Origin of the sequence: Bathymodiolus platifrons methanotrophic gill symbiont, from assembly GCF_002189065.1 — a bacterium.
Lineage (GTDB): Bacteria > Pseudomonadota > Gammaproteobacteria > Methylococcales > Methylomonadaceae > Methyloprofundus.
The window spans coordinates 1-6508 of record NZ_BDMN01000247.1 but is presented as its reverse complement, the minus strand read 5'-3'; the positions used below and the strand labels follow the sequence as shown (position 1 = coordinate 6508).

Here is a 6508-nt window from a genome sequence, read left to right as displayed (position 1 = left end):
AGGCAACGCAAAAATATAAATAAAGAACGTCGTAAAGTGAGGCAACAAGGGATTCAATTACAAAGGCTTTCAGGGGCTGAGGTTACTGAACAGCAATGGCAGGTGTTTTATCATTTTTATGAAATGACCTATTTAAAACGGGGGCAATCTGCCTATTTGAATATCGATTTTTTTCAGCAATTAGCGCAGACTATGCCCGAGCAGATATTACTGGTCTTGGCTAATGATGGGAAAGCATACGTAGGTGCAGCACTGAGCTTTATTGGTCAGGATGCTTTATATGGCCGCTATTGGGGCTGTTACGACGAGTACCATAGCCTGCACTTTGAAGCCTGTTATTATCAAGGGCTAGAATATTGTATAGAGCACAACAAGCAAATATTTGATTCCGGTGCGCAAGGCGAACATAAAATTTCACGTGGATTTAAGCCAATCAATACTTATTCTGCGCACTGGATACTAAATCCTGACTTTGCAAAGTTAATAGCTGATTTTTTAAAGCACGAACAAGAAATGATTCAGGGATATAAACAGGACTGTATGCAACTACTACCCTTTAAAGCTCTTGATTAGGCTGTGCATAATCTAAAAAGGTATGTATCTCCCACCTGCGCCGATGTGAAGCATCGTTCTTGAACCAAAAGGTTCAAGTGGGTGTCTATCCTGCATTTCAGGCTTTCCGCTAACGGACATGCGCACCAGTACAGGAATCGACTCCCGGGGTAAATTTAGGTCCAAGAAACACCCACCCCACTGTCGAACGCTGCAGGAGATACATAAGTTATTTTAAACGGTTTTTAGCGCAGATTCGATCTTAAGATACATTTTATTTAAATGCACGTTTAAGTTAGAGCTCACAGGCACTGTATTTTGCTTGGATTGTTGCAATTCAACAATTAGATTCAAAGCAGCAAGGACTGCCACTCTTTCGGCACCGGAGACTTTCCCCGAGAGGCGAATTTCACGCATTTGGTGGTCTAGTTGCTGTGCAGAAGCGATTAAATCGTCTTGTTCACTTTCAGCGCAGATAATTTTATATTCTTTACCTAGTATATTGAGTGAGACGGGGTGTTGTTGATTACTCATGTGCCATGTTCCATTGTTTTTAAGCGGCTAATCATCGCTTCTACCCGGGTACGTGCCATATTAGTTTTTTCAACTAATTTTGCTTTTTCTTTGACTAGCTCATCTTGTTTGACTTTTAAGGTACTATTTTCATGTTGTACTGAATTAAACTGTTGTATTAACTCTTCCAGCTTATTTTCGAGTTCATTAATGTCAAATGACTGATTATCTGTGTTCATGAATGATCCATATATCTTATAAAACTGATCGTTTGTTTTTACTAGGACAAGGTATATTGTATTTGTTGCTGCATCCTTGTGCCAAGAGATTTTACACTTTGTGTAAAGGTCTCTTAATGATCTATGTTAGCATAAGTACCCAAAATTTAGTTGCTAGTGTATCACTGTGTTATATGGCTGTACCTTTAATTCTGGTTGGTCATTGAAAATCACCCTATCCGTCAAAGGACGGATAGGGTGTAGCACCAGCTTTGAGTGATAACACTGGCAAATTAACTATTCAAAAACCAATGAGCTATTCTGATCTTAATTCAATAATTTTACAAAAAGATGCGGCCGATAGTGCTGCAGAAGTGCATGGAATTGCTGTTGCCATGTTATGCCTCAATAAAAATACTGAAGCAAGTGACTGGATAAATGAAGCTTTTGCAGAAGGACCTAGCTTGTTACAAGAGGATAAGGTGGAATTGAATGACCTGTTTGAACAAACCAAAGAGTTAATGGAAAGTGATGAGTTTGTTTTTGATTTATTGTTACCTGATGAAGATGAGGTTTTGGCGTTGCGTTGTACAGCATTAATGCAGTGGTGTCAGGGGTTTTTATTTGGCATGGGGCGAGTGCAGACGAGTAGCGAATGGCCCGGTGATGTCGATGAAGTACTAAAAGATATTATTGAATTTACGAAGCTTGATTTTGATCTAGAAGAGGAAGATATAGAAGAAGCAGAAAATAACCTGGTAGAGATTCAGGAATATTTACGTGCGGCTGTTATGTTGATTCGTAGTGAATTAAACCCTGCCGTAGAACATAGCACGGTGCATTAGGAAAATATAATGATAGCAAGTGAGTTTACTCAGCGCCGCCAGCAATTGATGGAGCAAGTGGGAAAAGGAAATATCGCCATTATTGCCAGTGCCATGATTCGGACACGTAACCGGGATGTTGATTACCCTTTCCGTCAGGATAGTGAATTCTATTATTTAACAGGGTTTAATGAGGCGAATGCGCTGGCTGTCTTTATACCTGGGCGTAAGCAAGGCGAGTATATTTTATTTTGTCAGGAATTTGATGAGAAAAAAGCCTTGTGGGAAGGTGCGCATGCTGGACTGGAAGGAGCGACTAGAGAATATGGTGCGGATGATTCTTTCCCTATTGATGATTTAGGTGATATTTTGCCCGGCCTGCTGGAAAACAAGAGTAAAGTATTCTACCCCATGGGGCGGGATTCTGATCTAGATCATCAATTGATGGAGTGGATAACTCATATACGTAGTCAGACACGTAGCGGTATTAATGCTCCTGGGGAGCTAGTTTCTTTAGAGCACACTTTGCATGAAATGCGCTTGATTAAAAGTCCAGCTGAGATTGCACTTATGCAAAAGGCTGCAGATGTCTCTGCTAAAGCGCATGTTAGAGCGATGCAGCGATGTCAGGCGGGTCGTTATGAATATCAAATTGAAGGTGAGATGATTCATGAATTTATAGATAATGGATTGAGGGCTGTGGCCTACCCTTCTATCGTTGCCGGTGGCGAAAATGCCTGTGTACTACACTACACGGAAAATAAAGCGGTCTTAAAATCGGGTGACTTGTTATTGATTGATGCTGGAGCGGAATGTGATCATTATGCGGCAGATATTACTCGCACTTTTCCCGTTAATGGTGTTTTTTCGATTGAGCAAAAATTACTCTATCAATTAGTGCTGGATGCGCAGTTAGCAGCCATGCAAGAAATTAAAGTTGATACACCCTGGAATAAAGCACATGAAGCATCGGTTGAGGTATTAACTACAGGGTTGGTTGAATTGGGCTTATTAACCGGCGATGTACAGACAATAATAGCCGAAGAAGGTTATAAAGTATTTTATATGCATCGTATAGGGCACTGGTTGGGAATGGATGTGCATGATGTTGGCGATTATAAAATAAATGATGAGTGGCGCGTACTCGAATCAGGCATGGTGTTAACGATAGAACCGGGCCTTTATATTCCTGCAGACTGTGCCACTGTGGATGAAAAGTGGAGGGGTATCGGTATTCGTATTGAAGATGACGTGCTGGTGACCGAGCAAGGCTACCAGATATTAAGTCACGCAGTACCAAAAACAATTGCCGAAATTGAAGCCATTATGCAAGAGTGAAGTTGGTATATTAGCATAGTTTCAATTTTACCATAAATAATTATTGGGAAACTTCAGTTGGTATAATTACCCTAATAAAAAAAGCAGAATGAGGTGAGGGTTAAAACATGAAGCAGGATTATGATGTATTAATTGTGGGCGGCGGCCTGGCAGGAAACTGTCTGGCATTAGCGTTGCAAAGCAGCCATTTGAAAATAGCCATTGTAGAAACGAATACTCGAGAACAATTGCATAACTCACCTGCAGGAGATCGTGCTTTAGCATTAGCCAGTGGAACGGTAAAAATGTTAGAAGCTTTAGGTATCTGGTCCCATGCCAAAGCATTTGCAACACCTATTAAGACTATCCATATTTCAGATCAGGGGCATTTTGGCAAAACACGGCTTTCTGCAAAAAAAGAAGGCGTAGAAGCATTAGGCTATGTGATCACTGCGCGTGATTTAGAGGCAGCGGTAGGGCAATTAGTTGAACAAGCGGGGATAGAGCAAATATGCCCAGCACGGGTGATAGGCATTGCTTCTGATGAGCAGTTTACTCACATCAGCTTAAAACAGCAAGAGGCTTCTCTGAATGTGTCAGCGAGATTAGTGGTTGGAGCTGATGGTGGCCAATCGACAGTTAGAGAGTTATTAGAGATTGAGCAAGAGCTTACTGAATATCAGCAAACAGCCATTGTCGCTACTGTTAAAACAGAATTAGCGCACGAGAATGTTGCGTATGAACGCTTTACTAGTTCAGGTCCACTTGCTTTATTACCTTTTAAGCAAGACTATGCCGTGGTCTGGACGCGTACGAAGGAAGATGCTGAACAACTTCTTATGGATAGCGAAGAAGAGTTTTTAGCCAGTTTACAAGCGTGTTTTGGCTACAAGCTGGGACGCTTTAGCTTAACAGCCCCGCGACGATCTTTCCCATTAAGCCTGATTAGAGCTAAAAGTATGTATTCTGGACGAGCGGTAATTATTGGTAATGCAGTACACCAATTACACCCCGTTGCCGGGCAAGGGTTTAACCTGGGTTTAAGAGATGTTGTACAGTTAGCTGAAATGATTTTAAATGAAGCTCAGCAGGGTGGCGATATTGGGGCGCCCGCTTTATTAGAGCAGTATGCCAGTCAAAGACAAAAAGATCATGATACCGTGATTAATTTTACCGATTCTGTTGTTAAGCTATTTTCTAATGAATGGCTATCACTTGCAGCTGCCAGAAGCGTCGGGCTTGCACTGTTAGATACTATACCTGGGGCAAAAAAACACCTGGCACGGTATGCAATGGGTTTAAATGCACGAATGGCACATGTTGGTAGTCGGAGGCGAGCATGAGTAAAAAATATCCAGTAGTGGTTGTCGGCGGCGGTATTGTTGGTGCGACAGCGGCTTGTGCTATTGCGCAAGCTGGTATTGAGGTTGCGTTAGTCGATGTTTATAATCCAGCTAGAGAATGGCCAGCAGATCCAGTAGACATTCGGGTCTCGGCATTGACACGTGCGTCGCAAAATATTTTACAGGCCGTAGGTGCCTGGCCGGCGATGGAGCAGCGCGGTGTTGGCCCGTATGGCCATATGCATGTCTGGGATGCAGACAGCGCTGGTGTCCTGGATTTTGATGCTGCCGAAACCGAGTTTTCTGAATTAGGGCATCTGGTAGAAAACCGGGTCACTGTCGCTTCCTTATGGGATAGGCTGGAAGCACTCCCAAGTGCAAGCCTGTTGTGTCCTGCAAAAGTAGCTGATATACAGATAGATAGTGATAGTGCGCAAGTCGTACTAGACGATGGGCAAATATTAATAGCGGATGTGCTTATTGCGGCAGATGGTCGTGATTCAGCTTTACGACAAATGGCAGGTATTCAGACGACGGGTTGGGAATACAAGCAAGATGGGTTGGTTGCTACCATTAGCACAGAGAAAAGCCATCAATATACTGCCTGGCAACGTTTTTTACCCGAAGGTCCTCTGGCATTTTTACCTTTAAAAAATGGTCAATGCTCCATTGTCTGGACACTGAGCCACCAAACGGCGCAAGAATATGTAGCTTTATCCGATAAGGAATTTTTGCAGCATTTAGAGCAAGCTTCTGGTGGAGTGTTAGGTAAGATGCTAGAGGTCGGTCCGCGTGGAGCTTTTCCTTTACGCTTTCAGTATGCAAAGCAATATACAACGGACCATTTTGTATTAATTGGAGATGCAGCACATGCGATGCATCCTTTGGCAGGACAAGGAGCAAATGCAGGCTTACTGGATGCTGCTGCTATTGCCGAGTTAATTGTCAAAGCACAGCAGGCTGGTAGGCCAATCGGCAGTCATAAACTATTGCGGCAATATGAACGCTGGCGCAAAGCTGATAACCTGGCGATGATGAGTAGTATGGATATGATTAATAAAATGTACACTGCTCAGAATGAAGGGTTTCGACAATTGCGCGGAACAGGAATGAGCTGGATTAATCATAGTGCCTGGATAAAAAATTATTTTAATCATTATGCGATGGGCTTAAGAGATGATTTGCCAACGTTTGCACGTAGTTGTATTTAAAACTACAGCTTGGTATGGAGTTGGCGAAATACGGTAAAATAGTTATTCTAGCTACACTAATATAATCGGATCATTGGACTTTTGGGTGTTATTAAATCCTGAATTCTAAGAGGGATACACTTCAAGAACTGAAGTTTCCCAATAATTATTTATGGTAAAATTGAAACTATGCTACAACTATATGAAAAAAATAGTCTTTTCATTCGTTTCAAATGCTATTGCCTAAGGGGAATTAAGTAGGGGTTTGCTATAAACATGGCAAAACCACCTAAAATAAACCTCGATACACCAGCATTGTGTATTTCAGCTACTCAATAATTGGGAAACTTCAGTATACCAACTTCACTCTTGCATAATGGCTTCAATTTCGGCAATTGTTTTTGGTACTGCGTGACTTAATATCTGGTAGCCTTGCTCGGTCACCAGCACGTCATCTTCAATACGAATACCGATACCCCTCCACTTTTCATCCACAGTGGCACAGTCTGCAGGAATATAAAGGCCCGGTTCTATCGTTAACACCATGCCTG

8 protein-coding genes and 1 other RNA gene are annotated in these 6508 nt (G+C 42.2%); 5 read left to right on the top strand and 4 right to left on the bottom strand.

From position 1 onward, the window contains the following. Positions 1-573, top strand: a 573-nt coding sequence (locus tag CDZ78_RS13930; RefSeq protein WP_140414071.1) for a GNAT family N-acetyltransferase, incomplete at its 5' end; no start/stop codon positions are given. Between the two features lie 24 nt (positions 574-597). Here CDZ78_RS13930 and ssrS read toward each other — a convergent pair. The 3 genes from ssrS to CDZ78_RS13915 all read right to left on the bottom strand — a co-directional run bounded on the left by ssrS (position 598) and on the right by CDZ78_RS13915 (position 1304). Next, a non-coding RNA gene (gene ssrS / locus CDZ78_RS13925) (6S RNA) lies at positions 598-775 on the bottom strand. Between the two features lie 11 nt (positions 776-786). Beyond that, positions 787-1086, bottom strand: coding sequence for a cell division protein ZapA (locus tag CDZ78_RS13920; RefSeq protein ID WP_087870553.1), 300 nt, complete (start codon positions 1084-1086; stop codon positions 787-789). Continuing rightward, positions 1083-1304 (bottom strand): TIGR02449 family protein, encoded by a 222-nt coding sequence (locus CDZ78_RS13915; protein WP_087870552.1) that lies wholly within the window; start codon positions 1302-1304, stop codon positions 1083-1085. Before CDZ78_RS13915 ends, CDZ78_RS13920 begins: the two co-directional genes overlap by 4 nt. A 251-nt stretch (positions 1305-1555) precedes the next feature. Between CDZ78_RS13915 and CDZ78_RS13910 the strand changes: the two genes are divergently transcribed. The 4 genes from CDZ78_RS13910 (at position 1556) to CDZ78_RS13895 (ending at position 5978) form a co-directional block, all read left to right on the top strand. Further along, positions 1556-2128, top strand: coding sequence for a UPF0149 family protein (locus CDZ78_RS13910; RefSeq protein ID WP_087870551.1), 573 nt, complete (start codon positions 1556-1558; stop codon positions 2126-2128). A 9-nt stretch (positions 2129-2137) separates the two neighbouring features. Beyond that, entirely contained in the window at positions 2138-3445 is a 1308-nt protein-coding gene (locus CDZ78_RS13905) for an aminopeptidase P N-terminal domain-containing protein (RefSeq protein WP_087870550.1), read from the top strand. A gap of 107 nt (positions 3446-3552) precedes the next feature. Next, positions 3553-4767, top strand: coding sequence for a 2-octaprenyl-6-methoxyphenyl hydroxylase (ubiH, locus tag CDZ78_RS13900; protein ID WP_087870549.1), 1215 nt, complete (start codon positions 3553-3555; stop codon positions 4765-4767). Next, the gene (locus tag CDZ78_RS13895) at positions 4764-5978 is read left to right on the top strand and encodes a UbiH/UbiF/VisC/COQ6 family ubiquinone biosynthesis hydroxylase (protein ID WP_087870548.1); all 1215 of its coding nucleotides are present in this window, start codon (positions 4764-4766) and stop codon (positions 5976-5978) included. The genes ubiH and CDZ78_RS13895 overlap by 4 nt, the downstream gene beginning before the upstream one ends. Positions 5979-6320: 342 nt before the next feature. On the opposite strand, the gene CDZ78_RS13890 is transcribed toward CDZ78_RS13895, so the two are convergent. Continuing rightward, the coding region (locus CDZ78_RS13890; RefSeq protein WP_140414070.1) for a M24 family metallopeptidase at positions 6321-6508 on the bottom strand (188 nt) is incomplete at its 5' end.

Excerpts from the sequence above, each read along its gene's own strand:
- CDZ78_RS13920 (WP_087870553.1), bottom strand. The coding sequence starts at position 1,086 with ATGAGTAATCAACAACACCCCGTCTCACTCAATATACTAGGTAAAGAA.
- CDZ78_RS13915 (WP_087870552.1), bottom strand. The coding sequence starts at position 1,304 with ATGAACACAGATAATCAGTCATTTGACATTAATGAACTCGAAAATAAG.
- CDZ78_RS13905 (WP_087870550.1), top strand. The coding sequence starts at position 2,138 with ATGATAGCAAGTGAGTTTACTCAGCGCCGCCAGCAATTGATGGAGCAA.
- ubiH (WP_087870549.1), top strand. The coding sequence starts at position 3,553 with ATGAAGCAGGATTATGATGTATTAATTGTGGGCGGCGGCCTGGCAGGA.
- CDZ78_RS13895 (WP_087870548.1), top strand. The coding sequence starts at position 4,764 with ATGAGTAAAAAATATCCAGTAGTGGTTGTCGGCGGCGGTATTGTTGGT.